Source organism: Streptomyces sp. ALI-76-A, assembly GCF_030287445.1.
In the GTDB taxonomy this organism is placed as follows: domain Bacteria; phylum Actinomycetota; class Actinomycetes; order Streptomycetales; family Streptomycetaceae; genus Streptomyces.
In genome coordinates, this window is record NZ_JASVWB010000002.1 from 7,409,923 (window position 1) to 7,434,952 (window position 25,030).

Here is a 25,030-nt window from a genome sequence, read left to right on the forward strand (position 1 = left end):
GAACGCTCCAAATGATAGTTTCAGACCAGCTAGAAGCGACGAAGAGCCGCAAGAGCCGCCACCGGATCGGTAGGCAGCTCGTATCGGGGGAAGAGCGTCCGCGCTTCGCTTAGCGCCGGAACTTCGACTTCGCCCCGAATAGCGGCCCGGATCGCTTCCGGCGAATCCAGCCGCGCAACAGAAAGACCGCGCTTCTCGGCGAGAAGCTGAAGAGCGCGGGAACCAATCCCCGAAGTGGAGTCGGTGTAAGCCGGGTACGTCACCGGCGAGACGTCGAACAGGGCGACCTTCTGAAGAGTCCGAAGCGGAAACCCGTCTTCGTCCTCGGCCCAGGAATCGCCCTCGGGTCCAGAAGTCTTGAAGCCGAAACTCGACTGAGAAACGTCCCCGCGTTCCATGGCCGTAGCCAGGTCACGGGCGTACGTCGTATCGGGCATGTCGACTTCGTAATGAAGGCCCTCGGTATCCTCTGAAAGGCGAAGCGTTCCGCTTCGGTTCCTCCCTAGGATCAGGTTCGGGTCATGGTTGAACAGGGCGCGAATGTCATCCCGCCCGATGCTCTCGGAAGTCGCACCCTGGGCGACGCGTTCGCGAAAGCCCCCGAGGTTCGAAGAACGGGCGTCCCACTTCAGCGCGTAGCCATAGAAGTTGAACTTCCCGCCCTCGGATCGAACCTCGAATTCAGTAGGGACCGCCCTACGCTCCATCTGCATTGCTGTTGTCCTTCTGATCCGTAGCGTTCGGGTCCTGTAGTGCGTTCGGGTCCGCGTTTGGATCAGGGGCAACCGGTGCAACCGGCGGAGCCGGGGGAGGCTTCTCGGCCTCGGCCTTCGCCGCTTCCTTGTCTTCGTCGCCGACAACGCCGAGATTCAAGGGCCGGTAGTAACGCTGACCGAGCTTCTTGGGAAGCGGGGCCAGGTCTTCCATTGCGCGAATCTCGTCCGCGTTCAGGAACCCGTTATTGAGGGCCGTCTGATACGACTCGTAACGGTCCTTCGTCTTCGCGCGAAGTCGCGCGTCCACGTTGAAGCGGATGTACTGAAGGCCCGGAAGAAGGAACGTCGACACGGCTTGCTCGATACGAACAATCCACGGCATAAGCGTTTGGTCTACGAAGAACTTGTTCTGTTCCTCGATACCGGTTCCCCAGGTCGAGCTAACCGAGCTGTCGACCAGATACGCGGGCACGCGATACAGAAGGGCAATCTCGGCCTTCTGGAATCGCCGCGTTTCGAGGAACTGCGCCTGTTCCGGGGAAAGCGTGATCGGCTTGAACTGAGCCCCGCCGGTAAGGACGCCCACGCTGTGAGAGTTCTTCACCCCCGCGTGCGACTTCCTGAACATGTCCCGAAGAAGCCGGGCTTCGTCCGGCCGAGGGGTTCCCGGATGCTCGATTACGCCGGCCATCGTGGTTCCCTGCTCAAAGAACCTCGAACCGAATTCCTCGGCCGTGAGACCGAGGCCGATAGCCTCTCGGGCCATGTCGACGGGCGACAGGCCACGGCTCACGCCCGGAAGCGTGAACGCGGGAATGTGGAGTATCTGAGTGCGATCGAGGACGCCCTGAACGGCCCCCTGGTCGTCGCTGACCTCATACCGGTTGTCGCCTAGCGGGCCGTCGAGAATGCTCACGTACTGCGGGTGAAGGCAGTACAGGGCGACGACTTCGCCCCGGTCGTTCCGCATGGTGTAGAGGAATGCGTTCCCGTCCGTCAAGAGACTGACGACAACCCGAAACCAGAAGTCGTAAGAGGTCTGGAAGGGGTTCGGCTGACGCACCCAACGGGGCGACCGGATCGGATCGAAGGATTCCTTCCGGCCGTTTATCTTCGTGTAGTGGTCGACCGGCAGGGAAGACACGGCGTCCGCAATCAGCGATTGGCAGGCGTATACCGCCACCATCTGAAGACTGTTCCGCCGGGACACCTTCCGGCCCGAAGCCGTTCGCATGAAGCCCGACGACTCCACGCCCCGTTCCCAATCGGAAGCCATGCCGGACACAGCCGCGCGAAGCTCACCGATGCGTGTAAACAGGCTCACAGCCGCTTACCCCCGTCCGTCGCGTAACCGATAAGCCCGAGGCACACGGCCACCGCGAAGTGCCCAAGAGGGCGCGCAACGTCGTAAGCAGATGCGGCCAGAAAGCCGAGACTGCCAACCTGAAAGACGTTCGGGACAAACGAATTAGCGACCGACCGGAGGGAGCGGCCCAGGTTGGGCCGGTCCATGAATCTCCTAATCGTCGTCGTCTTGGAAGTAATCCTTCTGCCGCGTGGCAGGAGTAAGAAGGTCTTCCAGTTCGGAATCCGAATACTCTTCGTTGAAGTTCAGGAAGGTCACATGCGCTTCTTCCTCGGCCGGAAGAGCCGTAAGGAAGAAGGCGTTAGCCATAGCCGCGATACCGTCGATTTTCTCGCCGCTCTTAGCCTTCGAGGGCTTCACCAAACCGTCTCCGGTCACGTCAAGCTCGACGTTATCCGCCATCCAACGAAGCACCGGGTGACCGCCGTGGTGCAGCCCACGGGCCGCTAGCGCGCTCTCAATGGCCTTACACGGGTCATTGAGTCGAGCGGCACTCTGCGGCACCTTCACGGCCGTAAGGCCGTGTTCCTCAAGCTCGTTCACAAGCTGAGTTGCGTTCCACGGGTCATAGCCGAAGAAGCGAATCCGGAACGTCTCGGCATCCTGGGCGATGTGCCGGAAGATTGCCTTGAAGTCCGTAGTCGGTCCCTCGGTCACGGTAAGGAAGCCTTCACGCTCCCAAACCTCGAAGGATGCCTTCATGTTGGATCGCTTCTCGACCGCCGGCCGAGGAACCCAGAAGTGAGGAACGACTGTCCAGCCGTCCGCTTCTGGATCGGTAGGCGTACCGGGGAAGAGAAGAACCCATGCGTTGAAGTCGCCCGTAGCGGCCAGGTCGATACCGGCATAGCAGGGGCGGCCCTTCAGCCGGTCCCGGTCCACCTTCGGCGAACCGTTCTCGTCCCATAGGTGCATGTCGAGCCACCGGTTAGCCTGGCTAACCCATTGGTTAAGGCGGAACACTCGGAACGCGTTCTGAGCCGTAGGCTTTTCGGCCGCTTCCATCGCTTCGGCCCGAAGGTTGTTGATGTTCAGGAAGGAACCGAGGGCGGGATTCGCCAGGTACCAACCCGTTCCCTTCGGATGCTCGACCGAGGGCGGTTTGCCTTCGTCTTTCCAGTCCCAGTCATCGGGCACGTTTCGCGCGAACACGAACCGCGCGGGGTCCATGTTCTGATCCTCGCGAACACGAAGCGAATGCTCATGCTCTTCGAGGGCGAAGGCCGCGGTTCGATATGCGGCCGTTGTCGCCGCAATCATGATCGGCTGTCGACGGGTACCGAAGCCCTGTCGCATGGAATCCCAAAGGTGCCGGTCCCTCTGCGTAAGAACCTCATCGAACAGAACCATCGAAGGGTTCGTTCCGAGTGCACCCGCAGCGTCACCGGGCAAGACCTGATAGAAGGAATTCGTCTTCCGGTCGATAATGCGTTTCTTCGAGTCGATGATTTCGAGCCGCTTGTTCAGAACGGGGTTCAGCTCGACCATGCGCTTAGCTGTGTTGTAGACGAGTCCGGCCTGATCGCGGTCAACCGCGACCGAATACACTTCGGCGGATTCCTCGAAGTCCCCAACTAGACCCAGCAAAGCGAACGCGGAAAGAAGCTCTGACTTCCCGTTCTTGCGCGCCATCTCAAGCCACGCAATGCGGTACTGACGAACGTATTCCTCGTACTGGTCATCCCACATGACCGTTCCGAAGAGCGGCCGTACGATCTCGTTCTTCTGCCACGGATCGAGAAGGAAGGGCGCACCAGCATGGCGGCCCTTCGTGTGCACAATCAGCTTCTCAATGAAGTTGATAGCGTGCGTGGCCTTCTTCTCGTCGTAGTAGAAGAAGCCTTCACGCGGTTCGATCGGGCCGAAGGGTGAGAGAACGATTCCGTCGTTCACTGTTCACCCCCGGCTTCCGTTGTCTTCGCATATCCCAAAGACCGGTTAAGCCCGGAGATCCCTCACACTCGATTGCCCTTTGAGGAATTGCAGCCCAGGTGTGCAGCCTGGCAATTACTCTCGACGTGCCCCGGAGTACCGGGGCCGTGAGACAGGGGAACTATGTGGTCGAGTGACTTACTGAGTGGCTTCGGGAACCGAATGACCCGGTCGATAGGTTCGCCGCAGAGCTGACAAACCCAACCGTCGCGGTTGAACACCTTCGCTCGACTGACCTTCGAGTAGGGCACGCCCCATTGTTCGCAGCGAAGCTTTAGCGCGTACTCGCGCCGAGAGAGCCAACCGGCCGGCCTTCGCCTACGTCGCTTCTTAGGGGTCTGCACGGTTGTCGCTCCTGCTAGTCAAACGGGTAAAGCCTGACACTCTCCGAGGTGACCTCGGAAACGGTGAGCGTCCCCGAGAAGTAGAGATTGCGGTCAGGGAAGATGCGGCCAGGATTGACGGCCGCGAAGAGAGCAAGCTTCGCCTTCAGATAGTCCATGGCGACCTGATCAAGCTCGGGCGTTCGCTCGACACCCTCGGAGAGCGTGAACGTCTCGCTCTGAATGTCCTCGGCGAAGAAGAAGCGATAAGCCCTGTCGGAGCTTGTGACCTGAGCCATGATGAATCCCGTTCGAGGAGACGTGTAAACGTATTGGGGCGCACTGCGGGATTCGAACCCGCGTTACCTCCTTGCGAGAGGAGTCCTGAGCCGCTAGACGAAGTGCGCGTTCCGTCCGTCCCCTGATCAGGGGGAGTTTCAGGAACAGGGGAGCTACCCCACTGCTGACGTGACTGGACTCGAACCAGTGACCCGAGGATTAACAATCCTCTGCTCTGCCAACTGAGCTACACGTCATTGAGGGCTACTCGCCGCCCGGTTCGTCACGGTGACTAGCCGTGCTACTAGGGGCCGGTTTCACCCAGGGTGCATATCGTCGGCCAGTCACGGCCTATTGTCTGCACCTGCGGGAACGGAGGGATTCGAACCCCCGCGCACCGGATTTCACCCGGTAGCTCTTCCGACTGAGCTACGTTCCCTTCAGGGGAGCCACCCACGGACCGCGACCGCCCTTCGCGGGTCAACGTGGGGGCTCAACCCCGAGGCCCCGAGAAGGGGCCTGAGTGCCCCTCTTAGCTCAGGAGAGAGAGAACCTGAGCGTCGGGGCCGTCTTCGTTTCCAGAGGGCACAGAGAGCCGCGTACGGTCGCTAGGCGACAGACCGAAGCGGCTACCGAACTTCAACATCAGATCGGCCGCGTCTCGCATGATCTGAGAAGCCGGATTCTTGACTAGGCCGCCGTCTCGGCCGGCCACAAGAGGGCCGTACTCGGAGAGAGCTTCCCTGGCCGCGTTGAAGGACGCCCAGGCTTCGCAGTAGGCGACCAGATAGGCCCGGTCAACCAGCGTCAGAAGGCCGAGGCGGTCAAGCTCGGGGACGATACGGCCCCACTCGGCCAGGGCCTCGCCCTTCAGGTCGGCAGGGGGCCGAGGGGCACCCCGCCTAGGCTCCGGTTCGGCACCGGAAAGCTTCTTCTTCGAGGGATTCCCCTTCAGCTCGACCAGCTTGGAAGGGGTCGGGGGCGGTCCGGGCATGGTTGCAACCTCTCTCGGGTCTGAATTCCCCTCTCTGGGAAACGATTAAGTAATTCGCGCGGAGTGATCCGCGCTGGTCAACGGCCTAGGCGGTTGCTCGCTCGCTCATCCGGAGCCACCCGCATTCCCACGAACCCCGGCGAACCCCCGCGCGCTCACGCCGAGGGAAGGCGGCGGGTGCGGGGAAGCGTCCCGGAATCCTTTCGACCTCCCCCTACCCCAAAGAATCCGGAGAATCTGAGCCAGATTGCTTGACAGTGCTTGATCTGGTGTGTTCTCGGATTGATTGGGCCACTAGAGCGGTTGACTCCCCGTCTTCGCCGGTCGCATCGGTTGCTCTGTGGTGTTCCTGGTCGAGCCTTAACGGCTCGATGGTGGGGGAGTGGGGGTCAGTACCTATTGCCTTTGCGGTAATCATTCTCTCTTCGCGTGTTACATGAGCGACAGAGAACACGAACGTTGTCGAGTACGTTCGTGCCTCCCTCTTTCAGAGGGATGATGTGATCTCCGGTTAGGTCCTTATCGGTACCGCAGAACAGGCAGTAGGGCTGAAGCCTTATGGCTTCTGCTCTTACCTTCTGCCATTGGTAGTCGTACTGCCCTGGCCTTCGAGTGTTCTTGCTCTTGTGCTTACGTGGTGGGTTAGCACATAGGGCACATGATGTGCCCAGGGGATAGAGCTTCTTATGTCGACTGCACATGCTGTACGGCATGGGGTGCACCCTCCCTGTTAGGGGGGCACCCCCTTTAGAAGCGGCCTGCCGGCCGCTCTTGCACTAGCTATAGACCTGTTAGAGCCAGGGCTTCTAATGCCCTGGCCTTCAGAGATTCCTTATATAGGGGCGGCCTCGGGAGGGCCGCCCTTCTGCTACTGCTCTCTTCCGTTCGCAGTAGCTCTATAGCTATCTCTGTCCCCCGATCCCCCCGGCTTTCGTTCGCTCGCTCCGCTCACTCTCTACAGCCGACCCCCTTACCCCCTACGGAGCCTGTAGACCTGTTGCCATGGCCGAGGCCCCACATAGGGCCTCTGACCTGGGACACCTTGAACCCGCCAGGGCATCGAAGCTATGTTTTGGAACGCCAGCAAGGAACGGCCCAGGAAGGGCCGGGAGCTAGCAGAAGAAGCCGTTTAAACCGCCCAGGAAAGAGGCTCCGTGTACCTGTCCCTGAAGACCGTTGCTGCCACGAACCGCTATGTCGAGAACGGCCCCGAGGACCGTAACCCGTCCTTCAAGCACGACTTCCGAGGCCGTGTCGAGCACCGGGGCGGAATCCTCCGCTACAGCACGACTTCCCCGGTGAAGGTGCTTCCGAAGGTGAACCCTGCTGCGGCCCTCATTCGCGGTATTGCTCAGGCCGGAAACTAGTATTTGGAAAGGGTGGCCTCGGTGACTCTGGTCAAGGCTATTCAGATGATCCGGCCCTTCGAGGGCCTTCCCCACTACGAAACCGCCGTGGCTCAACTCCACGTAGCGGCTACCAAGGGAAAGCGGGAGCTTCACCGGGCCGCCTACCGAATCCGTGACGCGTTTGTCGCCTACGACTACAGCGTGAGCTACGGAAAGGCCGATACCGCGTGATCGAGGCCCTGAACGACATTCAGCGGTACGGGTGGCCGATCTTCGGCCTTCTCACCCTGGTCTTCATCGTGGGCTTCGCCCTCGAAGACCTCTTTCGGTCCTGGCAGGGAAAGGGGAAGCGCGGTGAATGAGCCGATCGAGCTAGACAAGCTTCCGGCCGAGGAGAGAGAGCGAATCCTTCTGGACCTCTTCGGAGAGGCCGAGAACGACTGTGAGTAAGTGGCCTTCTACGGCCCCCCGCATCTTGGAACTCTGCGCCGGTTACGGCGGCCTGGGGATGGCCGTAGAGGCACTAACGGGGGGTCGCGTTACGTGGGTAGCGGACAACGACCCGAGTAAGGCCCTGATCCTCGAACGTCGATTCCCTGGGGTGCCGAACCTCGGGGATATCACCCGGATTGATTGGGCGACGCTCGCTGAAGAGGGCGTAGACATTCTGACGGCCGGTTTTCCGTGCCAAGACATTTCGAATGCGGGGAAACGGGTTGGTATCGAAGGTGCGCGCTCGGGAATCTGGGCGAACGTCGCTGAAGCCGTTCGCGTTCTTCGACCGAAGCTCGTCTTCCTGGAAAACGTCTCCGCGATCCGAAGCCGAGGACTCGCCCGCGTACTCGGGGACCTGGCCGCGTGCGGGTATGACGCGCAATGGACGTGTTATCGAGCGTCCGCCGCTGGTGCCCCCCACCATCGCGATAGGTGGTTTCTCGTTGCCGTGCCTTCCGACTCCCACGGCCGCTGACAGTCGCCGAGGACCGGACTACGCGAAAGCGGCCCGCCCTGGGGCCGGGGGCGACGATCTCGTAACCGCCATGGCTCGACTGTGGCCCCGAGACAAGAGCGAAAGGCTACTGAAGACCCCTACCGCGAATTTGGGGCGGAACGGTGCCCCCCAGCATCCCGACAAGAGGAAAGCGGGCGGCCACGGCCCGACCCTCGAAGACGAAGTGTGCTTCCTCCTGGCCGTCGAGCCTGGGGCCGATTACGGGGGCGATTTCAGCCCCTCGGAATGGTGGGGCGACTTCGCCCCTGCCGTACGCCGTTGGGAAGTGCTCACCGGGCAACCGGCCCCCGTGCCGGTCGAGTACGGGCCGCGCGGCGGCCTTCGCCTGGCCCCTCGGTTCGGTGAGTGGCTTATGGGGATCGTGCCCGGATGGATCACGAAGGTTAAGGGCCTCGACCGAGGCCAACAGTTGAAGGCCATTGGTGACGGGGTTGTTCCGCAACAAGCCTTCCATGCCTTCGCCCACCTTCTCGGGGAGCTTGAGAGGAGAGACGTTGCAAGCGTCGGTGACGCTGCCTAGCGAAGAGATGGCCAGGGCCGCGTACAACGCGCACGCGTTCGTCCCTGCCCGCGCCATGGTGAAGACCGCGCGGGTAGAACTCGGCCCCGCCGGCCTTCGGTTCACGGGCACGGACGGATACGCCATAGGCCAGGACACGGCCGCTGTTGAGGACTACGAAGGCCCTCCCGAGGGGGTCACGGTGCATGTCGACCGTGACGCCCTGGCCGCCCTCGACACGGCCGGACGGAAGGACAAGAAGGGCTTCGGGAAGCTCGAACTACGGCCCGGTGACGGGCTGGTCTTCCGGCCTGGCAACAACGACACCCCTACGGCCGCCCAGGACGCTTCGGCCCTGGCCGATGAACAACTCTGGGGGATGCTCGACAGCCTGTTTACACGGCTCGAAGGGCGGCCCCTGGCCCTGCCCGAGCTGGTCGCGTTCGACCCTGCCCTACTGGCCCGGTTCTCGAAGGTGAAGGCCCCGAAGGGGAAGGACGGCCTAGGCCGCGCCCTCGACATGTGCGTCTACAACGCCAAAGAACCGATTCTCTGCAAGATCGGCCCGACCTTCCGGGGCGTGATCATGCCGATTGACCGCGAAGTGCACGAAGAGAACGTAGGACCGGATGGCCTTTGGTAGGTGCCCTACGGGCGGTGTCCGGTGTCCCGAGTGCGGGGTGAAGTGCCCTACGTGCGGCCCCGCCGGCCTCGAACGGCACCCGCGGATTCCGGGCGTGTGGCGTTGCGACAACTGCAAAGAGCACCTGTTGCGCGAGATCGAGCGATGACAGCAAGAAGCCCCCGACCCAACAGGGTTCGGGGGCTTCTGCGTTGCGGCCTACTGGTCTTCGGGCTTCCAATCCTCAATGGCTACAACCGCGTGACCGCCTCGGGCGGCCTTCCGTGGACTGGCGGCCTTCGGTGCCGCCCCGAGGGCGTACAGCCGCACAAGGGGGGCCTTATGCTCCCCGCACAGGTCCACGTCCTTCGGCTTCCCGTCCCGGATGACCGTGAAGCCCTCGACGTCATCCGTGCCGCCGCACTCGTCGCACTTCACCAGCTCAATGACTTCTCTAGCCACGGCCCGCCCTCCTCTCGTCAAGCGTGACGATCTTACCGGGGTCAAGGTCCGCCGTAAGGAACGGCTTCCCCTTCACCATGGCTTCGTACCGCTGACGCTCCAGATCGAGGCCGAGATACCTCTCAGTCGTCTCTGCCCGCGCGTGGTTCAGGGCGGCCTGAGTGAGGCGAAGCGCGTCATCATGCCCGTGCGCGCGTGCGTCCTCGTAGAGAATCCGCCCGAACGACCGGCGGAGCGTGTGCCATCCGTCGCCAGGCTCCAGCTCGATTCCCGCACTCTTGGCAAGGGCCTGGATGATCACCCGAGGGTTCGATATCCGCCCTTCGGGGTTCAGCCGTAGGGGCTGCTGAGTGGTGAACTTCCCCTTCTGGAAACGGCTAGGGAAGTGCGGAGGGAAGAGCCGGTAACCGGGCTGAAGCTCTCCCACCTCGGCCGTGTAGGCCGTGAGCCACACTCGAAGCTCCCGTTCGAGGTCAGACGACATGGGAAGCGTGACTTCCTCGCGCGTCTTGTACAGGGTCACGTACAGCTCACCCTTCGGGAAGCTCACGTCTCGCACGGTAAGCCCGATCGCCTCGGAGATGCGCACGCCAGTGTTCGCGACGAAGGCCGCAAGAGCCCTGTCCCTGGGGTCTGTAGCCACGTCGAGAAGCGTCCGAAGCTCGGCCCGAGTCATCCGGTAGCGGTTGCGGTTCGCGCGAGTCTTCGCCCGGATCTCTTCGAGCATCACGTCAGGACTCATGGTGAGCCACCCCCGGCGGTGACAGAACCGAAGGAACGACTTCAGCCGCGTCTTGTAGGCCCCGAGGGTCGTAGGCCCGCACGTCGAGTTGAGCGACCTACCGGAGCCGAAGAAGAAGTCTTCGACGTGCTCGGGGGTGAGAGAGCCGACCTGGCAGTTGTTCACCCGTAGCTCGAAGCGTCGAACGACGCTGCTGTATTGGTTCACCGCGATCCGGCTTTGAGTCTGGCCCCTGACCTTCAGAAGGAACAGCTCCCGAGCTTCGCTGACCTTCGGGGTGGTACGTCTCGCCATATTTGGAACCTCACATGTGGCACGAAGGGTGTCGCTCGATTTCCGCACGTCAGGGCGACCCAAGCTAGGTTTTGATACTAGCATTGGGAACATGTTCTACGACAACTACTTCGTGCCCCGCGGCTACGCCTATGTCGCCGTCGACCTCGCCGGCACCAACCGCTCCGACGGCTGTGTGGACGTCGGCGGACGCTCCGACGTCCAGTCCGCGAAGGCCGTCGTCGACTGGCTGAACGGCCGCGCCAAGGCCTACACCAGCCGCACCGGCACCACTCGCGCCAAGGCCACCTGGACCAACGGCCGCACCGGCATGATCGGCAAGAGCTGGGACGGCACCGTCGCCAACGGCGTCGCCGCCACCGGCGTCGAGGGCCTGGAGACCATCGTCCCGATCAGCGCCATCTCGACCTGGTACGACTACTACTTCTCCCAGGGCGCCCCCCTCTACGGCTCCGGCCCCGACTGGCTGTCGGACTACGTCAACAGCCCCGACGCCCGCGCCAAGTGCGCCGCCGTCCAGCGGGAACTCGTCGACGGCGCCCCGCGCTCCGGCGACCGGACCAGGCTGTGGAGCGAGCGCGACTACGTCAAGGCCGCCTCCAAGGTGAAGGCCAGCGTCTTCCTCGTCCACGGCATGCAGGACCTCAACGTCCGTATGCGGCACGTCGGTCCGTGGTGGGACGCCCTCGCGAAGAACGGCGTCGAGCGCAAGATCTGGCTCTCCCAGACCGGCCACGTCGACCCCTTCGACTTCCGCCGCGCCGCCTGGGTCGACACCCTGCACCGCTGGTTCGACCACGAACTCCTCGGCTACGACAACGGCGTCGACCGCGAACCCATGGCCGACATCGAACGCCACCCCGACCAGTGGGAGACCTCGAAGACCTGGCCGCCGCGCGGCACCGCCCCCACCACCCTGCGCCCCGCCGAGGGCGCCCAGGAAGGCGTCGGCACCCTCGGCCTGCGCAAGGACACCGGCACCGAGACGTTCACCGACGACCCGCGGCTGAGCGAGACCGACTGGGCCGAGCGGATCGACAGCCCCACCCCCGACAAGGCCGGCTTCACCACCGGACCGCTCACCCGCGACCTGCGCCTGTCCGGCTCCTCGACGGTCACCGTCACCGCCACCCCGACCACCTCGACGGCCCACCTGTCCGCCGTCCTCGTGGACCTCGGCCCCGACACCATCCGTGACTACGGCGCGAGCGGCGAGGGCATCACCACGCTCGCCGACCGCACCTGCTGGGGCGTGAGCACCACCGGCGACAGCGCCTGCTTCAAGGAGACCCGGGCCAGGACCGCCGACGTCGACCACACGGTCGTCAGCCGCGGCTGGGCCGACCTCGGCACGTACGCCTCCGACCGCAAGGGCGTCCCGCTCACCCCGGGCAAGGCCTACACGATCACCCTCCACCTGGGCGCCACGGACCACGTCGTCCCGGCCGGACACCGCCTCGCGTTGATCGTCGCGGGCACCGACAAGGACCTCATCGACCCGCCGTCCACGCGGCCCACCCTGACGCTCGACCTGTCCCGCACCGCGGCCCGCGTCCCGTTCGTCGGCGGCACCACCGCCTTCGCCCGCGCCACCGCCGGGTCCGCGGCCACCGTGCCCGAGGGCACCCCCCTCGACGGGGTGAGCGCACCGCGCACCACCCAGCGGGTCCCCGGGAGCGGCCGATGATCCGCGCCCTGACCCTGACGACCGCGGCCCTGGCCGCCTCCCTGGTCGCGGCGCCGGCCGTCGCCGCGGAGCCCCCGCCCCGCACCGGCTTCGAGCGGACGAACGGCGCCCGCTGGACCGGCGAGAGCGAGGAGCGGGCCTTCCTCGCGGCCGTCGACCGCGCGAGCGCCCGCGTCTCGCTGACCCGCATCGGGACGACGAAGCAGGGCCGCCCCCTCCAGCTCGTCCGGATCGGCGCGCGACACGCACCGAACAAGGTGCTGCTCGTGTGCAGTCAGCACGGCGACGAACCGTCCGGCCGGGAGGCCTGCCTGACCACGATCCGCGACCTGGCGTACGCGAAGGACCGGCCCACCCGCCGCTTCCTGGAGCGCACCACCCTCCTCGTCGTGCCCACCGCCAACCCCGACGGCCGCGCCGCCGGCACCCGCGGCAACAGCGACGGCGTCGACATCAACCGCGACCACGTCGCCCTGCGGACCGCCGAGGGCCGCGCCATGGCCCAGGTCATCCGCGACCGGCGCCCCGACGTGATCTACGACCTGCACGAGTACGGCGGCACGCCCCCCTACTACGACAAGGACCTGTTCGACCTGTGGCCGCGCAACCTCAACACCGACGCGGCCGTCCACGACCAGGCCCGCGCCCTGTCCGAGGCGTACGTCCGCCCCGCCGCGCGGCGCGCCGGATACACGACCGGCACGTACGGCATCTGGACCGACCCCGTCACCGGCGAGCCGATCCGGCAGGTCGCCGGGGACGGGCAGGAACGGATCCTGCGCAACCTGTCCGGGGTCAAGCACGCGCTCGGCCTGCTCATCGAGAGCCGCGTCGAACCGCTGACGGAGGTCACCGAACCGGTCAACAACCGACGCCGGGTGGACTCCCAACTGGCCGCTCTGAAAGGCCTGTTCCGGTTCACCGGCGAGCGGCGCGCCCAGGTCGAGGCGGCGACGGACACGGCCCGGCGCACGGGTCACGCGGACACCGGGCCGGTCTACCTCGGCGGCGCCGACAACGACCCGCCGGAACCGGCCGAGGTGATCGCGGACCCGCCCTGCGGCTACCGGCTCACCGCCGGCCAGTACGCCGAGGTGCAGGACGAACTCGCCCTGCACGGCGTGCGGACCAAGGGCACCCTGGTTCCGCTGCGTCAGTCCCTGCGCGCCCTCGTCCCGCTGCTCCTCGACGAGCGCGCCCCGTACCACCTCACGGCCGGTGAGCCGGTCACCGACTGCTAGTGCCGTGGCAGGCAACGTTCGCCCGTCGCGACGCCCGGCACGCCCTCTCGCCGCACCGGCCGAAAGCCCAAGTACATCCAGTACGAGGGCTTGCGGCCGGCACGCCGAGAGCACGCACCGGACGCCGCTCCTTGACGGGCAAACGTTGCCTGCCACGGCACCTAGCGGCTCACGTGCGGGAGGCGACGGCCAGATCCGCCGCCTCCCGCGCACATCCCCAGGCCACGGTCACGCCCGCACCCCCGTGACCGTAGTTGTGCACCAGCACCCTCCCACCGGACAGCGGTTCACGCTCCAGCCGGACCGCGGGCCGGGCGGGCCTGAGCCCCACCCGGTGCTCCAGCACCCGCGCGCCGGCGATCTCCGGCCGCAGCGCCGCACACCGCCGCACGATCGCCTCCGCGACCGCCGGATCCGGCTCCAGCGTCCACGCGTCCTCGTCCGCCGTGCCGCCCAGCACCAGCCGGCCCGGCTGCGGGAAGTAGTAGGTCTTCGCCCCGGAGGCGTCCGTGGAGACCGCCCAGGTGCGGATGCCGGGGTTCTCCACGACGACCAGCTGCCCGCGCACGGGACGCACCGACGGGTCCGGCACGAGCTCGCGGGCGCCCAGCCCGGTGCAGTTGACCACCACCGGCGCGTCGACCCCGGCCAGGTCGGACACCGTACGGGTCTCGATCACCCCGCCCGCCTCCAGGAACCGCTCCCGCAGCCACGGCAGGTGGGTCGACATGTCGATGAGCGGCAACCGGGCCCACACGCCCGTCCCGGCGTACTCCCCGGCCGTCGCCGCCCGCAGCCCCGGCATCCGGGCGCCCGCCCAGGCGAGGGCCCCGTCCAGGTCCGCCTCGCCCAGTACCCCTTCGACCAGGCGTACGCCGGTGACCTCGGGCGAGGCCGCGGCCTCCTCATGGTCGTCCAGGGAGCGCAGCGCCCACGCGCGCGCGGACGCGACCGGCTCGACGGCGTAGGGCCACCACAGCGCCCCGGCGACCGCCGAGGTGGTCCGCTCGACCGGATCCCGCGTCCACACCCGCACGCGCCGGCCGCGCTCGGCGAGCACCACGGCCGTCGTCAGCCCGATGACCCCGCCGCCGACCACGACGGCCTCATCCCTCAGCGCGCTCTTCACACGGGGACGCTAGCGGAATATGTCATGCCGTGCTCACGGCGGTCCCGCTGCGGGAATACTCACAGCATGTCTGCCGCCTACACCACCTTCGGCCTGGCACCGGCCGTGCGCGCCGGTGGGGTCCTCGCCGACGGTGGTTACCAGGTACACCGGGACTTCGTGGACTTCATCGTCGACGGACGCCCGCTCCTCTTCGAGCTCTCCGACCTCGACGCCGTCTCCCCGCTCGCCTCCGACATCCCGCCCGCCCTCTTCACCACCCAGGTCCGCACCCTGCTCCTGGAGGCGCCGGCACCGCTGCCCGGCGGCCGCTTCGTCGTCTACGGCTGCCCCGAGTGCGCGGACCTGGGGTGCGGCGCCGTCACCGCGGTCATCGCCCGCGACGGCGACGACTACGTCTGGCGGGACTTCGCCTGGCAGACGGACGAACACGCCGACCTCGAACTCAACGGCTACCACGGCATCGGTCCCTTCCGTTTCCGCGGCGCCGAGTACCGGGCGGCTCTGGCCTCCCTGCTCGACGACACCGGCGACACGGGTGACACCGGCGAGACCGTCGGCACCCGCCGCCGGGTCCTGCTGGTCGGCGCCCGGGCCGCCCTCCTGGCCAAGCTCGCCGCCGCCCTGCGCATCATCGGCGTCGGCGCCGACATCACCCACGGCACGCACGCCATCTCCGCCGACGAACTGCACGCCTACGGAGCCGTCGCCTTCGGCCGCGCGGTCACCCAGGAGGAACGGGCCGCCGTACGCCGCTCCTTCGACCGGGCCGGCGTCGAGGTGGTCTACGTGGACGGTCTCGCCCCGATCGTCCCCCTCCTCGTCGCCCAGATCGAGCACGCCCTCGACCGCGGACCGGTGGAACGGCGCCGCCTCACCCGCCTGGTGGCCGCCGACGGCGAGGCGGGCATCGAGGTCACCTCCCCGTGCCGGGTGGTCCTCACCGCGTACCGGCTCGACCGCCTCCACCGCACCCACACCCACGAGGTGTTCGACGGCGTCCTGGAACCGGGCCACCACCGCGTCCCCCTGGACGCCCGGGCGGTCAAGGGCGAGTCGTTCCTGGTGGCGCGGACCTCGGGGAGCGTCCTGGTGGAGGCGATGGCCCACTGAAGAAAACCGGAACGCGGAGGGCTCGGGCCGCCCATTAGGATCGGCTCCCTGATGACTGCCACTCTCGTCGCCAAGAACCTCGCCGCCGGCCACGGCGACCGCTCCCTGTTCTCCGGGCTCGACCTCGTCGTCGCGCCCGGAGACGTGATCGGTCTGGTCGGAGCCAACGGCGCGGGCAAGTCCACGCTGCTCAGGATGCTCGCCGGCCTGACCGCACCGGAGGAGGGGGAGCTGCGGCTGTCCCCGCCGTCGGCGACCGTCGGCCATCTCCCGCAGGAGCCGGAGCGCCGGCCGGGCGAGACCGTGCGGGACTTCCTCGCCCGCCGCACCGGCGTTGCCGAGGCCCAGCGGCTGATGGACGAGGCCACGCAGGCCCTCGTCGACGGGGCGCCGGGCGCCGACGACGCGTACGCCACGAGCCTGGAGCGCTGGCTCGGCCTCGGCGGCGCCGACCTGGACGAGCGGGCCGAGGAGGTCGCCGGCACGCTGGGCCTGACCGTCGACCTGGACCTGCCGATGACGTCCCTGTCGGGCGGCCAGGCGGCCCGCGCCGGACTGGCGTCCCTGCTGCTGTCCCGCTACGACGTCTTCCTCCTCGACGAGCCGACCAACGACCTCGACCTGGACGGCCTGGAGCGCCTCGAACGCTTCGTGAGCGGTCTGCGGGCCGGCACCGTCGTGGTCAGCCACGACCGCGAGTTCCTCACCCGCACGGTCACCAAGGTCCTGGAACTCGACCTGGCCCAGCAGCAGATCTCCCTCTACGGCGGCGGCTACGAGGCCTACCTGGAGGAGCGGGAGGTCGCCCGGCGGCACGCGCGCGGCGACTACGAGGAGTTCGCCGACAAGAAGGCCGCCCTCCAGGAGCGGGCCCAGATCCAGCGCTCCTGGATGGACAAGGGCGTGAAGAACGCCCGCCGCAAGGCGGGCAACGACAACGACAAGATCGGCCGCAAGTTCCGCAGCGAGGCCAGCGAGAAGCAGGCCGCGAAGGCCCGCCAGACCCAGCGCATGATCGAACGCCTCGACGTCGTTGAGGAGCCCCGCAAGGAGTGGGAGCTGCGCATGGAGATCGCGACGGCCCCGCGTTCGGGCGCCGTCGTCGCGACCCTGCGGGACGCCGAGGTCCGGCGCGGCGGCTTCGTGCTCGGCCCGGTGTCCTTGCAGATCGACTGGGCGGACCGGATCGCGGTGACCGGAGCGAACGGCTCGGGCAAGTCCACCCTGCTCGGCGCCCTGCTGGGCCGCGTCCCCCTGGACGCGGGCGCCGGCTCCCTCGGCTCCGGTGTCCTGGTCGGCGAGGTCGACCAGGCCCGCAAGCTGTTCCACGGCCCGGAAGCCCTGCTGGACGCCTTCGGCGCGGCCGTCCCGGACACCGAACCGGCCGAGCTCCGCACGCTGCTGGCCAAGTTCGGCCTGAAGGCGGAACACGTCCTGCGCCCTGCGTCGACCCTCTCCCCGGGCGAGCGCACCCGGGCCGCGCTGGCCCTGCTCCAGGGCCGGGGCGTCAACCTCCTGGTCCTGGACGAGCCGACCAACCACCTTGACCTGCCGGCCATCGAACAACTGGAGGCGGCCCTGGACGCCTACGAGGGCACGCTGCTCCTGGTCACCCACGACCGCCGCATGCTGGACGCGGTCCACGTCACCCGCCGCTTCGAGGTGACCGACGGCAAGGTGACCGAACGCTGACGGTCCGCCGGACGACCGAGGGGGTGAACGGGCCCGGGCTCCCCTCGCCGTGCGGAAGGACCCGGGCCGGACGGATCAGCGCCCGCCGCTCAGCGCCTGCCCTTCTTCGGGTCGACGAGGCCCGCCTTGCGCAGGGCGTCGGCCATCGCGCTGTTGCCGGGGGGTGGAGCCTGGCGTGAGCCGCCTCCGCCTCCGCCTCCGCGGTTCTGCCGCTGCTGCGGCGGACGCGCGCCCCGCTGCCGGCGCTCGCCTCCGCCCGCGCCCTGCTGCCGCTCCTGCGGCGCAGCCTCGTCGTCGAGCCGCAGTGTGAGGGAGACCCGCTTGCGCGGGATGTCGACGTCCAGCACCTTCACCTTGACGATGTCGCCCGGCTTCACCACGTCCCGCGGGTCCTTGACGAACGTCTTCGACATCGCGGAGACGTGCACCAGCCCGTCCTGGTGGACGCCGACGTCGACGAACGCCCCGAAAGCCGCCACGTTCGTGACCACGCCCTCCAGGATCATCCCGGAGGACAGGTCGGAGAGCTTCTCGACGCCGTCCTTGAAGGTGGCCGTCTTGAAAGCGGGCCGGGGGTCGCGTCCGGGCTTCTCCAGTTCCCTGAGGATGTCCGTCACGGTCGGCAGACCGAACGTCTCGTCCACGAAGTCGTCCGGCCTCAGCGAGCGCAGCACCGCCGTGTTGCCGACCAGCGAGGCGACCTCGCTCCCCGCCGTCTTCACCATCCGCCGCACCACCGGATAGGCCTCGGGGTGCACGCTGGACGCGTCCAGCGGGTCGTCGCCGCCGCGGATGCGGAGGAAGCCCGCGCACTGCTCGAACGCCTTCGGGCCGAGCCGGGCCACGCCCTTGAGCTGCGAGCGGGACGTGAACGGACCGTTGGTGTCGCGATGCGCCACGATGTTCTCGGCGAGACCGGAGGTGATGCCCGAGACCCGGGAGAGCAGCGGGGCCGACGCGGTGTTGACGTCGACACCGACGCCGTTCACACAGTCCTCCACCACCGCGTCCAGCGAACGCGACAGTTTCACCTCGGACAGGTCGTGCTGGTACTGGCCGACGCCGATCGACTTCGGGTCGATCTTCACCAGCTCCGCGAGGGGGTCCTGGAGCCGGCGCGCGATCGACACGGCGCCGCGCAGCGACACGTCCATGTCGGGCAGCTCCTGCGAGGCGAAGGCGGAGGCCGAGTACACGGAGGCGCCCGCCTCGGAGACCATCACCTTGGTGAGGTTCAGCTCCGGGTGCTTGGCGATCAGCTCACCGGCGAGCTTGTCGGTCTCACGGGAGGCCGTGCCGTTGCCGATGGCGATCAGCTCGACCGCGTGCTCCTCGGAGAGACGCGCCAGCTTGGCGATCGCCTCGTCCCACCGGTTGGCCGGCACGTGCGGGTGGATGACGTCGGTGGCGACGACCTTGCCGGTCGCGTCGACCACGGCGACCTTCACGCCCGTACGGAAGCCGGGGTCCAGGCCCAGCGTCGCCCGGGTGCCGGCCGGTGCGGCGAGCAGCAGGTCCCGCAGGTTCGCCGCGAAGACGTTCACCGCCTCGTCCTCGGCCGCCGTGCGCAGCCGCATCCGGACGTCGATGCCGAGGTGCACCAGGATGCGGGTGCGCCAGGCCCAGCGGACCGTGTCCTTGAGCCACTTGTCACCGGGGCGGCCACGGTCGGAGATCCCGAACCGGTGCGCCACCGTCCCCTCGTACGACGACGGCCCGTCGGTCGGCTCCTCCGGCTCCAGGACGAGGTCGAGGACCTCCTCCTTCTCGCCACGCAGCATGGCGAGGACGCGGTGCGAGGGCAGCGCGGTGAACGGCTCGGCGAAGTCGAAGTAGTCGGCGAACTTGGCACCCGCCTCCTCCTTGCCCTCCCGCACCTTCGCGACCAGCCGCCCGCGCACCCACATGCGCTCGCGCAGCTCGCCGATCAGGTCCGCGTCCTCGGAGAACCGCTCGGTGAGGATCGCCCGCGCGCCGTCCAGGGCGGCCTGCGGATCGGCCACGCCCTTGTCGGCGTCCACGAAGGCGGCCGCCGCGGCCAGGGGCTCCACACCCGGGTCACCGAGCAGCCCGTCGGCCAGCGGCTCCAGGCCCGCCTCGCGGGCGATCTGCGCCTTGGTGCGCCGCTTCGGCTTGAACGGCAGGTAGATGTCCTCCAGGCGGGCCTTGGTCTCCGCGCCACGGATCCGCGCCTCCAGCTCCTCGGTGAGCTTGCCCTGCTCCCGCACCGAGTCCAGGATCGCGGTCCGCCGCTCCTCCAGCTCCCGCAGATAGCGCAGCCGTTCCTCGATCGCGCGCAGCTGCGCGTCGTCGAGCATCTCGGTCGCTTCCTTGCGGTAGCGAGCGACGAAGGGAACCGTGGAACCGCCGTCGAGCAGCTCCACGGCCGCCCTGACCTGCCGCTCCCGTACGCCGAGTTCCTCGGCGATCCTGCCTTCGATGGACCCTACGAGGGGTGTCGTCACGATCCCGTACCGCCTTCTCCACTGAGGTTGCGCGGCAATTGTGGCAGGTGACACCGACACTCGGGGTTCAGGGCGGATTCCCGGCGGGCCGGGGGGACGGCCCGCCGCCCGCGGCGGAGTGCCGCGGGCCCGGCGAACGTCCCGCGCGGGTCAGGCCCGGCGGCTGCGGGTCGAGCTGGAGGCGCCGCCGAAGAGGCGCGCCACCGCACGGAAGGGCAGGGTCACGACAGTGGCGATGGCCCCACCGATCTGGCGGAGTACGTCTGCGATCGCACGGAACACGAAAATTCCCCTTTCCTCTCCCGGTCACGACGACCGGGAAGGTGACGGGTACCTCGAGAACGGCCGGACATGCCTGGGCACGTGAGATCCGGCCTGTTCAGCGCTTGCCGAGCAGATCGGCCGGGAAGGCCCCGGCGGCGAGCGCGGCCTGCGCGTACCCGGCGCCGAGCTCGGTCAGCCGGGCGACACCGTCCGCGCCCAGGTGCTCGTAGGGAGCCCGGTCGAGCCGGTCCGTCTCCCGCTCGATCTCCTGGCGCAGCGCGAGGGAAGGCTTCCGCCCACCTCGTCGACCGGCTGCGGGCCCGCGGCCGCTTCAACGTGACGCGGTCCAGGTGAACCGCGGCTGCCGGCGCTCCAGGAACGCGGCGACGCCCTCCGCGGTGTCGCCGCTGCCGTGCGCCTGTCCGGCCCAGTGGTCGTCCCGGTCCGTGTGACCGTCCGCGAACTCCTTCGCCGCGGCCTGCGTCAGCTGCGAGCGGGACACCAGGATCCGGGTGAACTCGGCGACCCGCCCGTCGAGTTCGCCCTCCGGGAGCACCTCGTCCACCAGGCCGGTGCGCAGTGCCCGCCCCGCGTCGATCAACTCCCCGGAGAACAGCAGGTACTTGGCCGTCGCCGGTCCCACCAGGGACACCAGCCGACGGGTGGAGGACGCCGGATACACGATCCCGAGTTTCGCCGGAGTCACCCCGAACTGCGCGCCCTCCTCGGCGAACCGCAGATCGCAGGCCGCCGCGAGCTGCGACCCGCCGCCCACACAGTGCCCGCGGACCGCCGCCAGTGTCGGCTTCGGGAAGGCCGCGAGGGCCTCCTCGGCGCGCACCGCGAGCTCCTGCGCCTCCTTCGGCGAGCCCCGGAGGGTGGAGATGTCGGCGCCCGCGCAGAACGTCCCGCCCTCACCGGTCAGCACCAGGGCCCGTACGCCCGGGTCGGCCGCCAGCGTGTCGAGCAGCGGCGGCAGCGCCCGCCACATCGCGGCGGTCATCGCGTTGCGCTTGGCCGGGTGGTGGATGACGACGGTGGCGACCGCGTCGGCGACACCGTGCAGCAGCTGGGGCTCCATGCGCCGGATGCTATCCGCCCCGGTCGGCGGGCCCGCGGGCCCCTCCTCGTCCCGCCCTCGTCTCGAACCCCTACAACCCGAAGAGTGCACGAAGCCGACGCACGGGGGACAGGAGCGGTCCCGTACTTCACCTGGGCATACGTCAACGGTCAGAAGCGCTCGATACCAGCTGACTTCTGTTCAGTTCTCCGGGGTGACCGGGCCGGTTGCCAACACTCGACGGGTGGTGACAATCGAGCGCGAGGGTGGCGACCGGACGATGGAGAACCATGGGCGCGGGTCCGGCCCACGCCCAGCAGACGGAACGGACGAGACCCGCGATGCCGGGCCGCCGGATCCGCTGCCGTACGAAGGCGTGTGGCGGTTCACCGCCCCCGCGGCCGACGTCTCCGTCCCGCAGGCGCGACACGCCGTACGGGACCTGCTGTACCGCCAGGGTGTACCGGCCTCGGACGACCTGGTCCAGGCCCTGCTGCTGATCGTCTCGGAGCTGGTCACGAACGCCGTGCGGCACGCGGCGCTGCTGTCGCCGATGCTCGCCGTGGAGGTCGCCGTCGGCGCGCGGTGGGTGCGGGTGTCCGTCGAGGACAACCATCCCTACCGTCCGACCGCCCTGGAGGCCGACCACGGTCAGACCGGCGGCCGCGGGCTGCTCCTGGTGCGCGAGGTCACCCGGGAGGCGGGCGGTGCGTGCGACGTGGAGCACACCGCGAGCGGCGGCAAGGTGATCTGGGTCGCCCTGCCGCTCACGCCCGCGGAGAGGCCGTAGGGCCGGCGGGTCCCCGGCCGCTCACCAGCCGGCGGACGGTCCGGTCAGCTCCCTGACCGCGGGACGGGCCGCGTCCAGGACGGTCATGAACCAGGACGAGAAGGGGTCCTTCGCGTGCCGTTCCGCCAGCTCGCCGGGGGTCACGAAGACCGTCTCGCCGACCTCGTCCGGGTCCGGCCGCGGCGGGGACTGCACCAGCCCGACGAAGAGGTGGTTGTACTCCTGCTCCACCAGCCCCGACTCCGGGTCCGGGTGGTTGTAGCGCACCGTGCCCGCCTCGGCGAGCAGCGACGGGGAGAGCCCCAGCTCCTCGAACGTGCGCCGGGCCGCCGCCGCGAACGGCGCCTCCCCCGGATAGGGATGGCCGCAGCAGGTGTTGGACCACACACCGGGGGAGTGGTACTTGCCGGGCGCCCGTTGCTGGAGCAACAGCCGGCCCCGCTCGTCGAAGAGGAACACGGAGAAGGCGCGGTGCAGCCGCCCCGGCGGCTGGTGCGCGGCGAGCTTCTCCGCGGTGCCGATCGTCACACCGTTCTCGTCGACCAGTTCCAGCAAGATCGCGTCTGCGGTGCCGTTCGACGGACTGTGCGTCGCGGTGGCAGGTGTGATCGGCATACCCATCCTTCACATCGGTCTTCGCGCCCCAAGTGTGCCGTACGAATCCGACACTCCCGGCAGGGGAGCGTGCCCGGCGCGGCGGCGGCGGAACCGTCCCGGGCGGGGCTGTGAGCATGAGGACGCAACCGTTCGCCGGATCGCTGCATTCCGTCAGAACGGGCGTGTCACCAGCCGAACTGATGTCCCCGGCGGCCCGGGCTCAGTGGCACAGCCGGGCCTCGTGCTGCGCGTGTCCGCTCGGCTCCAGCTGGAAGGTGCAGTGCTCCACGTCGAAGTGGTCACCGAGGCAGCCCTGGAGCTCGTGCAGCATCTTCTCGTGGCCGATCGCGCTCAGCACGTCGGACCGCACGACGACGTGCGCCGACAGCACCGGCAGCCCGGAGGTGATCGTCCACGCGTGCAGGTCGTGGATGTCCTCGACGCCGTCCAGGGCCAGTATGTGCGCCCGGACCTCCGCGATGTCGACGCCCTTGGGGGCCGCCTCCAGCAGTACGTCGAGGGTCTCGCCCAGCAGCTTCCAGGCGCGCGGCACGATCATCGCGCCGATGGCGAGGGAGGCGATCGGGTCGGCGGCCTGCCAGCCGGTGGTGAGAATCACCACGGCCGAGATCAGCACCGCGAGCGACCCCAGCGCGTCCGCGGCCACCTCCAGGAACGCGCCCCGCACGTTCAGGCTCTCCCTCTGCCCGCGCATCAGCAGGGACAGCGAGATCATGTTCGCCACCAGGCCGACCAGACCGAACACGACGGTCAGACCGCCCTCGGTGTCGGCGGGCGTGACGAACCGCTGGATCGCCTCGTACAGCACGTAGCCGCCCACCCCGAGCAGCAGCAGGCAGTTGGCGAGCGCGGCGAGGATCTCCGCGCGGGCGTAGCCGAAGGTGCGCCGGTCGCTCGGGGGCCGGCTGGAGAAGTGGATGGCGAGGAGGGCCATGCCCAGACCCACCGCGTCCGTCGCCATGTGGGCCGCGTCCGCCACCAGGGCGAGCGAGTCGGCGAGCACACCGCCGACGATCTCGACCACCATCACGGTGAGCGTGATCGACAGCGCGACCCGCAGCCTCCCGCGGTACGCGGCGGTCGCCGTACCGCCGCCGTGCGCGTGCCCGTGATCGTGGCCAGCCCCCATGAACAGTGCCTCCTGTGTTCGCCCGGAACCACAGTCAACTACGGGCGGGGGGTATCCGGCAACGCGGCACTGAACACCGTTGTCATGTGCCGTGACCTGCGGAAACGCTACACAGGTCAGGACAGGCGCGGATCAGTGGCCGTGGTGCAGCAGCCATCCCCGCCACGCCGACTCGACCATCTCGCGCACCCCGCGCCGGGCGCTCCAGCCGAGCGTCTCGGCGGCCAGGGCGGCCGAGGCGACCGCGCGCGGCGCGTCCCCGGGACGCCGGCCCTCGACGACGGGCGCGCGCCGGTCGCCGCTCACCTCGCCGATCACCGCGATCAGTTCGCGCACGGAAACGCCTTCGCCGCGCCCGATGTTGACCGTCAGGTCCCCCTGCACGGCGTTCTCGGTCAGCCGCCGGGCCGCCGCGAGGTGCGCCTCGGCCAGATCCGCGACGTGGATGTAGTCACGGACGCACGTGCCGTCCGGCGTCGGATGGTCGTCGCCGAAGATCCGCGGGGCCTCGTCGCGGGTGAGCCGGTCGAACACCATGGGGACGATGTTGAAGACACCCGTGTCCGCCAGTTCCGGCGCGGCGGCACCGGCGACGTTGAAGTAGCGCAGGCACACGGTGGAGATTCCGTGCGCCCGGCCCGCCGCCCGCACCAGCCACTCCCCGGCCAGCTTGGTCTCGCCGTACGGGTTCACCGGGGCGCACGGGGTGTCCTCCGTGATCAGGTCCACGCCGGGGTCGCCGTAGACGGCGGCGGACGAGGAGAGGACGAAGCGGGTGATCCCGGCCTCCGCGACCACCTCCAGGAGCGTGGCGAGACCGCCGACGTTCTCCCGGTAGTAGTACGTCGGCCGCGCCACGGACTCGGCGACCTGCTTGCGCGCGGCGAGATGCACCACGCCCGTCACCGCGTGCTCCGCGCACACCCGCTTCACCAGCCCGGCGTCCAGCGAGGACCCCCGCACGAGCGGAACGCCCGCCGGGAGCCGCGCGGGCACCCCGGCCGACAGGTCGTCCAGCACCAGGACGCGTTCGCCGGCTCCGGCCATGGCCCGCGCCACATGGGCCCCGATGTATCCGGCACCGCCGGTGATCAGCCACGTCATGGTCGCCCACCCTATGCCGAGGCTCCGGAGCCCCACGCGATGTCCTGGATGTCCGGTCTGGGGGCGCACGTTTGTCGGTGGGGCCCGCGATCACCGATGATGATCGCGGCGAAGGCCGGGGAAGACCGTGTTGATCGGCCCGTGAACG

26 protein-coding genes, 3 tRNA genes and 1 pseudogene are annotated in these 25,030 nt (G+C 68.2%); 10 read left to right on the forward strand and 20 right to left on the reverse strand.

Features of this window, described 5'->3' with window-relative positions; translation table 11 throughout:
* Nucleotides 1-29: 29 nt before the first annotated feature.
* From QQS16_RS33780 to QQS16_RS43615, 10 genes are all read right to left on the reverse strand, one after another.
* Nucleotides 30-713 carry an HK97 family phage prohead protease gene (locus tag QQS16_RS33780; RefSeq protein ID WP_286065856.1) on the reverse strand — a complete coding sequence of 228 codons (684 nt, stop codon included), beginning with the start codon at nucleotides 711-713 and terminating at the stop codon, nucleotides 30-32.
* Complete coding sequence (locus QQS16_RS33785; RefSeq protein WP_353479735.1) at nucleotides 697-1,992, reverse strand: phage portal protein; 1,296 nt, start codon at nucleotides 1,990-1,992, stop codon at nucleotides 697-699. Before QQS16_RS33785 ends, QQS16_RS33780 begins: the two co-directional genes overlap by 17 nt.
* Before the next feature lie 243 nt (nucleotides 1,993-2,235).
* Nucleotides 2,236-3,975 carry a terminase large subunit gene (locus QQS16_RS33790; RefSeq protein ID WP_286065857.1) on the reverse strand — a complete coding sequence of 580 codons (1,740 nt, stop codon included), beginning with the start codon at nucleotides 3,973-3,975 and terminating at the stop codon, nucleotides 2,236-2,238.
* Nucleotides 3,976-4,037: 62 nt separating this feature from the next.
* Nucleotides 4,038-4,358: an HNH endonuclease gene (locus QQS16_RS43610; protein ID WP_353479710.1), complete on the reverse strand. Its 321-nt coding sequence runs from the start codon at nucleotides 4,356-4,358 to the stop codon at nucleotides 4,038-4,040.
* A gap of 14 nt (nucleotides 4,359-4,372) precedes the next feature.
* On the reverse strand, nucleotides 4,373-4,636 hold the full coding sequence (locus QQS16_RS33795) for a hypothetical protein (RefSeq protein ID WP_286065858.1): 264 nt from the start codon (nucleotides 4,634-4,636) through the stop codon (nucleotides 4,373-4,375).
* A gap of 34 nt (nucleotides 4,637-4,670) precedes the next feature.
* Nucleotides 4,671-4,744: transfer RNA gene (locus tag QQS16_RS33800), tRNA-OTHER, on the reverse strand.
* Between the two features lie 56 nt (nucleotides 4,745-4,800).
* Nucleotides 4,801-4,873 (reverse strand) — tRNA-Asn (locus QQS16_RS33805).
* 110 nt (nucleotides 4,874-4,983) lie between these two features.
* Nucleotides 4,984-5,055: transfer RNA gene (locus QQS16_RS33810), tRNA-Phe, on the reverse strand.
* A gap of 93 nt (nucleotides 5,056-5,148) precedes the next feature.
* Nucleotides 5,149-5,610 (reverse strand): phage terminase small subunit P27 family, encoded by a 462-nt coding sequence (locus QQS16_RS33815; RefSeq protein WP_286065859.1) that lies wholly within the window; start codon nucleotides 5,608-5,610, stop codon nucleotides 5,149-5,151.
* A 389-nt stretch (nucleotides 5,611-5,999) separates the two neighbouring features.
* Entirely contained in the window at nucleotides 6,000-6,323 is a 324-nt protein-coding gene (locus tag QQS16_RS43615) for an HNH endonuclease (RefSeq protein WP_353479711.1), read from the reverse strand.
* Nucleotides 6,324-6,764: 441 nt separating this feature from the next.
* Here QQS16_RS43615 and QQS16_RS33820 point away from each other — a divergent pair, with 441 nt between their 5' ends.
* The 5 genes from QQS16_RS33820 (at nucleotide 6,765) to QQS16_RS33840 (ending at nucleotide 9,113) form a co-directional block, all read left to right on the forward strand.
* Nucleotides 6,765-6,977 carry a hypothetical protein gene (locus tag QQS16_RS33820; protein ID WP_286065860.1) on the forward strand — a complete coding sequence of 71 codons (213 nt, stop codon included), beginning with the start codon at nucleotides 6,765-6,767 and terminating at the stop codon, nucleotides 6,975-6,977.
* A 21-nt stretch (nucleotides 6,978-6,998) separates the two neighbouring features.
* Nucleotides 6,999-7,190, forward strand: coding sequence for a hypothetical protein (locus QQS16_RS33825; RefSeq protein WP_286065861.1), 192 nt, complete (start codon nucleotides 6,999-7,001; stop codon nucleotides 7,188-7,190).
* On the forward strand, nucleotides 7,187-7,321 hold the full coding sequence (locus QQS16_RS33830) for a hypothetical protein (protein WP_286065862.1): 135 nt from the start codon (nucleotides 7,187-7,189) through the stop codon (nucleotides 7,319-7,321). Before QQS16_RS33825 ends, QQS16_RS33830 begins: the two co-directional genes overlap by 4 nt.
* 146 nt (nucleotides 7,322-7,467) lie before the next feature.
* On the forward strand, nucleotides 7,468-7,929 hold the full coding sequence (locus tag QQS16_RS33835; protein ID WP_286066545.1) for a DNA cytosine methyltransferase: 462 nt from the start codon (nucleotides 7,468-7,470) through the stop codon (nucleotides 7,927-7,929).
* A 473-nt stretch (nucleotides 7,930-8,402) separates the two neighbouring features.
* On the forward strand, nucleotides 8,403-9,113 hold the full coding sequence (locus QQS16_RS33840) for a hypothetical protein (RefSeq protein ID WP_286065863.1): 711 nt from the start codon (nucleotides 8,403-8,405) through the stop codon (nucleotides 9,111-9,113).
* A gap of 198 nt (nucleotides 9,114-9,311) precedes the next feature.
* Here the strand turns inward: QQS16_RS33840 and QQS16_RS33845 are convergent, their stop codons facing one another.
* Together QQS16_RS33845 and QQS16_RS33850 are read right to left on the reverse strand one after the other, a co-directional pair.
* Nucleotides 9,312-9,554 (reverse strand): hypothetical protein, encoded by a 243-nt coding sequence (locus QQS16_RS33845; protein WP_286065864.1) that lies wholly within the window; start codon nucleotides 9,552-9,554, stop codon nucleotides 9,312-9,314.
* A complete protein-coding gene (locus tag QQS16_RS33850; RefSeq protein ID WP_286065865.1) occupies nucleotides 9,547-10,590 on the reverse strand; it encodes a tyrosine-type recombinase/integrase in 1,044 nt (347 codons plus the stop codon). Before QQS16_RS33850 ends, QQS16_RS33845 begins: the two co-directional genes overlap by 8 nt.
* A gap of 91 nt (nucleotides 10,591-10,681) precedes the next feature.
* Between QQS16_RS33850 and QQS16_RS33855 the strand changes: the two genes are divergently transcribed.
* Both QQS16_RS33855 and QQS16_RS33860 read left to right on the forward strand, forming a co-directional pair.
* On the forward strand, nucleotides 10,682-12,277 hold the full coding sequence (locus QQS16_RS33855) for a Xaa-Pro dipeptidyl-peptidase (protein ID WP_286065866.1): 1,596 nt from the start codon (nucleotides 10,682-10,684) through the stop codon (nucleotides 12,275-12,277).
* On the forward strand, nucleotides 12,274-13,518 hold the full coding sequence (locus QQS16_RS33860) for a M14 family metallopeptidase (protein WP_286065867.1): 1,245 nt from the start codon (nucleotides 12,274-12,276) through the stop codon (nucleotides 13,516-13,518). The genes QQS16_RS33855 and QQS16_RS33860 overlap by 4 nt, the downstream gene beginning before the upstream one ends.
* Before the next feature lie 169 nt (nucleotides 13,519-13,687).
* Here the strand turns inward: QQS16_RS33860 and QQS16_RS33865 are convergent, their stop codons facing one another.
* Nucleotides 13,688-14,647: an FAD-dependent oxidoreductase gene (locus QQS16_RS33865; protein ID WP_286065868.1), complete on the reverse strand. Its 960-nt coding sequence runs from the start codon at nucleotides 14,645-14,647 to the stop codon at nucleotides 13,688-13,690.
* A 66-nt stretch (nucleotides 14,648-14,713) separates the two neighbouring features.
* Between QQS16_RS33865 and QQS16_RS33870 the strand changes: the two genes are divergently transcribed.
* Nucleotides 14,714-15,760, forward strand: a complete 1,047-nt coding sequence (locus QQS16_RS33870) for an oxidoreductase (RefSeq protein ID WP_286065869.1) — start codon at nucleotides 14,714-14,716, stop codon at nucleotides 15,758-15,760.
* A 51-nt stretch (nucleotides 15,761-15,811) separates the two neighbouring features.
* A complete protein-coding gene (locus QQS16_RS33875) occupies nucleotides 15,812-17,452 on the forward strand; it encodes an ABC-F family ATP-binding cassette domain-containing protein (RefSeq protein WP_286065870.1) in 1,641 nt (546 codons plus the stop codon).
* A gap of 89 nt (nucleotides 17,453-17,541) precedes the next feature.
* Here QQS16_RS33875 and QQS16_RS33880 read toward each other — a convergent pair whose 3' ends face one another.
* The 4 genes and pseudogenes from QQS16_RS33880 to QQS16_RS33890 form a co-directional block, all read right to left on the reverse strand.
* Nucleotides 17,542-19,917, reverse strand: a complete 2,376-nt coding sequence (locus QQS16_RS33880) for a Tex family protein (RefSeq protein ID WP_286065872.1) — start codon at nucleotides 19,915-19,917, stop codon at nucleotides 17,542-17,544.
* Between the two features lie 150 nt (nucleotides 19,918-20,067).
* Nucleotides 20,068-20,199: an LPFR motif small protein gene (locus QQS16_RS33885; protein ID WP_256122763.1), complete on the reverse strand. Its 132-nt coding sequence runs from the start codon at nucleotides 20,197-20,199 to the stop codon at nucleotides 20,068-20,070.
* A 97-nt stretch (nucleotides 20,200-20,296) separates the two neighbouring features.
* Nucleotides 20,297-20,464: pseudogene (locus tag QQS16_RS44050) on the reverse strand (helix-turn-helix domain-containing protein); the annotation flags it as partial.
* Nucleotides 20,465-20,512: 48 nt separating this feature from the next.
* Complete coding sequence (locus QQS16_RS33890) at nucleotides 20,513-21,262, reverse strand: enoyl-CoA hydratase/isomerase family protein (RefSeq protein WP_286065873.1); 750 nt, start codon at nucleotides 21,260-21,262, stop codon at nucleotides 20,513-20,515.
* Nucleotides 21,263-21,521: 259 nt separating this feature from the next.
* Here QQS16_RS33890 and QQS16_RS33895 point away from each other — a divergent pair, with 259 nt between their 5' ends.
* A complete protein-coding gene (locus QQS16_RS33895) occupies nucleotides 21,522-22,031 on the forward strand; it encodes an ATP-binding protein (RefSeq protein WP_286066546.1) in 510 nt (169 codons plus the stop codon).
* 21 nt (nucleotides 22,032-22,052) lie between these two features.
* On the opposite strand, the gene idi is transcribed toward QQS16_RS33895, so the two are convergent.
* The 3 genes from idi to galE form a co-directional block, all read right to left on the reverse strand.
* Nucleotides 22,053-22,646 (reverse strand): isopentenyl-diphosphate Delta-isomerase, encoded by a 594-nt coding sequence (gene idi, locus QQS16_RS33900; RefSeq protein ID WP_286065874.1) that lies wholly within the window; start codon nucleotides 22,644-22,646, stop codon nucleotides 22,053-22,055.
* A gap of 202 nt (nucleotides 22,647-22,848) precedes the next feature.
* Nucleotides 22,849-23,778, reverse strand: a complete 930-nt coding sequence (locus QQS16_RS33905) for a cation diffusion facilitator family transporter (RefSeq protein WP_286065875.1) — start codon at nucleotides 23,776-23,778, stop codon at nucleotides 22,849-22,851.
* Between the two features lie 132 nt (nucleotides 23,779-23,910).
* Nucleotides 23,911-24,882 (reverse strand): UDP-glucose 4-epimerase GalE, encoded by a 972-nt coding sequence (gene galE, locus QQS16_RS33910; protein WP_286065876.1) that lies wholly within the window; start codon nucleotides 24,880-24,882, stop codon nucleotides 23,911-23,913.
* Between the last annotated feature and the right edge of the window lie 148 nt (nucleotides 24,883-25,030).

Coding starts and splice junctions, on each gene's coding strand:
- QQS16_RS33855 (WP_286065866.1), top strand. CDS start 10,682: ATGTTCTACGACAACTACTTCGTGCCCCGCGGCTACGCCTATGTCGCC.
- QQS16_RS33905 (WP_286065875.1), bottom strand. CDS start 23,778: ATGGGGGCTGGCCACGATCACGGGCACGCGCACGGCGGCGGTACGGCG.
- QQS16_RS33795 (WP_286065858.1), bottom strand. CDS start 4,636: ATGGCTCAGGTCACAAGCTCCGACAGGGCTTATCGCTTCTTCTTCGCC.
- idi (WP_286065874.1), bottom strand. CDS start 22,646: ATGCCGATCACACCTGCCACCGCGACGCACAGTCCGTCGAACGGCACC.
- QQS16_RS33850 (WP_286065865.1), bottom strand. CDS start 10,590: ATGGCGAGACGTACCACCCCGAAGGTCAGCGAAGCTCGGGAGCTGTTC.
- QQS16_RS33785 (WP_353479735.1), bottom strand. CDS start 1,992: ATGGCTTCCGATTGGGAACGGGGCGTGGAGTCGTCGGGCTTCATGCGA.
- QQS16_RS33870 (WP_286065869.1), top strand. CDS start 14,714: ATGTCTGCCGCCTACACCACCTTCGGCCTGGCACCGGCCGTGCGCGCC.
- QQS16_RS33860 (WP_286065867.1), top strand. CDS start 12,274: ATGATCCGCGCCCTGACCCTGACGACCGCGGCCCTGGCCGCCTCCCTG.
- QQS16_RS33815 (WP_286065859.1), bottom strand. CDS start 5,610: ATGCCCGGACCGCCCCCGACCCCTTCCAAGCTGGTCGAGCTGAAGGGG.
- QQS16_RS33780 (WP_286065856.1), bottom strand. CDS start 713: ATGCAGATGGAGCGTAGGGCGGTCCCTACTGAATTCGAGGTTCGATCC.
- galE (WP_286065876.1), bottom strand. CDS start 24,882: ATGACGTGGCTGATCACCGGCGGTGCCGGATACATCGGGGCCCATGTG.
- QQS16_RS33835 (WP_286066545.1), top strand. CDS start 7,468: ATGGCCGTAGAGGCACTAACGGGGGGTCGCGTTACGTGGGTAGCGGAC.
- QQS16_RS43615 (WP_353479711.1), bottom strand. CDS start 6,323: ATGCCGTACAGCATGTGCAGTCGACATAAGAAGCTCTATCCCCTGGGC.
- QQS16_RS33890 (WP_286065873.1), bottom strand. CDS start 21,262: ATGGAGCCCCAGCTGCTGCACGGTGTCGCCGACGCGGTCGCCACCGTC.
- QQS16_RS33895 (WP_286066546.1), top strand. CDS start 21,522: ATGGAGAACCATGGGCGCGGGTCCGGCCCACGCCCAGCAGACGGAACG.
- QQS16_RS33875 (WP_286065870.1), top strand. CDS start 15,812: ATGACTGCCACTCTCGTCGCCAAGAACCTCGCCGCCGGCCACGGCGAC.